Source organism: Dyella silvatica, from assembly GCF_026283955.1.
Lineage (GTDB): Bacteria > Pseudomonadota > Gammaproteobacteria > Xanthomonadales > Rhodanobacteraceae > Dyella_C > Dyella_C silvatica.
The window spans coordinates 1-2217 of record NZ_JAPDPE010000215.1; the positions used below are offsets into that span (position 1 = coordinate 1).

At 60.0% G+C, this 2217-nt stretch carries 2 protein-coding genes and 1 pseudogene; all 3 read left to right on the plus strand.

Going from position 1 to position 2217, the window contains the following annotated elements:
* Positions 1-428 (plus strand): helix-turn-helix transcriptional regulator (locus OUZ52_RS22640; protein ID WP_266160868.1); only part of this gene is annotated, 428 nt, incomplete at its 5' end.
* Between the two features lie 19 nt (positions 429-447).
* Positions 448-861 (plus strand): hypothetical protein, encoded by a 414-nt coding sequence (locus tag OUZ52_RS22645; RefSeq protein ID WP_266160869.1) that lies wholly within the window; start codon positions 448-450, stop codon positions 859-861.
* A 545-nt stretch (positions 862-1406) separates the two neighbouring features.
* A pseudogene (locus OUZ52_RS22650) lies at positions 1407-2217 on the plus strand (S8 family serine peptidase); the annotation flags it as partial.

The following is a 2217-nucleotide window of genomic DNA, read 5'->3' on the forward strand; positions in this document are numbered from 1 at the left end:
GCATGCCTGTGCGCAGCGCCGGCATGGCACGGCAGGTGGCCCGGGTCGAGGAGGCCATCATCGGGCATACCGGCGAGAACCTGAGCGTCTACGAACTGGCCAGGTTGGCTGGCTGCTCGCCCTTTCATCTATGCCGGATTTTTCGCCGCTGCACCGGGCAATCGTTGCGCCAGTTTCGTTTGCAGCAACGGCTGGGCACGGCCTTGGGCCGCCTGGGCGAGGGCGAGGAGGATCTGACGACGCTCGCTTGCGATGTCGGCTTCAGCAGCCACAGTCATATGACCGATGCCTTCCGCCAGACCCTGGGACGGTCGCCACGAGAGCTACGGGACGAATTACGGCAAAGCGATCTGCGTCAATTGAAGGCCTCGTTGCAACAGCCACTGCATGCAACGCGGAGTGGGCTGTCGAAGGCATCGCCGCACTAGTCAGGTCTGGTATCGATCTTTGAAAGAAGTGCTGATCGACTCAGATCAATGCAGGGGGCGTGTGAGCCATCACCTGCTGCACGCGATGTTGAAGCTGATTCCAGACGCGCTGCATTGTGCAAGGGCAGGCCGGATCGATGCTGCAATTTCTGCCGGCCGTGCGGGGTGTATCGCCATGACGGATGCAGCAGCGCATGCGATTCATGGTGCGGCCATTCTGATGTGGGCGGAAGAGCGCGAACTCATCGCCGCTGAGCACGATATCGGCGAGCTGATCGATGGTGCCGCAGGCAAAACGGTGGCGGTCGAACATGCGAGCTCGACTTCTTGTGAGCGGGAAGTATCCAGACACCTGTCCATGCCAGCGATCGCTGGTGCGGCATCGGAAAAGAAGGGCCAGGAATACCCTGGCCCTTGTCCCAAGGCCTGCTAGCCACTTAAACCGCATGGGAATGGTCGGGGCGGTGATGGCAACGAGAAAAATTCAGCTCCCAATAGGTCGGAAAACGGACGAGCGACTTCTTCAGAGGGGCCTGAGGAAGGTGTTCGTTCTGTGTAAGACGGTTGAGCGGGCAATTTTTGAAATGCCCGGTGGCGGCCATAACGAGTCGGGTGGTCCGGATGCGCGCGCAATGGGCGCAGCGAATGCGAGCAGGTGATGTCCCATCACCATCTCTTGATGGAAAGCATTCTAGACGTCTCATCAGAGCGCCTGCCTTAGTGTCCATCGTCACTGCCGCCCGGGCGGCATGGCTGCAACTTCGCACGAGGCGAATGCGGCACACCTCTCAATTTCAGGCGTGGCGTGCACTTCGTAAGTTTTGCGACGGGACCGATCCATAGGGTGCTTCGCCGAAGGTTCAACATCTTGATGTAGCCGATGCGTGTGGCGGGCATGCTCGGCCGGGTCCGGACATGGAAGTAACTAGAGACGCCTTCGAATATCCATTTCGGATTCATCATTGGGAGGAATGAAAAATGAAGAACGGCTTTCAAATGAAGCTGCTGGCGGCGTCCGTCCTGCTGATCATGGCAGTGACGGCCCAAGCGAATGACGATGCTCATGCCAGGCAGTCTTCTCCCGTCGGCACCTACGATCTAAGTTCATTGCAGCAAGGGAAAACCTATCGCGGCTTCATCATCACTTATAAGGATGGGAGCACCGAACGCAGCAATGCCAGCACGGCGGTACAGAATGTCAGTGCCGCCATCACTCGCGCCAGACGCACGATGTCGAGCGGAATCAGGGCGCACGGAACACCGCTGAGCAAGGCGCCTGCCCTGCAATATGGCCATAAGCTGGCTTCGGGCGCCGACCTGGTGCGCACCAAGCGTGCGCTATCGGACGCTGAAGCATCGGCCATCATCGAGCAGATCGCCGCCGATCCGGCCGTGGCGTTCGTCGAGCCGGAGTACATGCTGCATGCGGTCGATGACGTTGTCGGGCCAGAGGCCGCCGTGTCGTTCACGGCACCCAATGATCCGCATTACTCCGTCTACCAATGGGATTACCTGGGTGCAGACGGCACCGGCTTCTTCGACAAGCAGCTCAACTCGCTCGTTGCCAACTGGGGTGGCGCGAATATTCAGAAGGCGTGGAGCCTGGCGGATGGCACCGGCGTGGTGATTGCCAGCTTGGATACGGGGGTGACCAACCACCCCGATCTGAACCTCACGCTGGCCAATGCCGGCTACGACTTCCTTTCGGATCGCGCGGTTTCCGGCCGAGCCGTCGACGGTCGTGTGTCAGGCGGCTGGGATACCGGCGACTGGACGACAGCCAACCAAT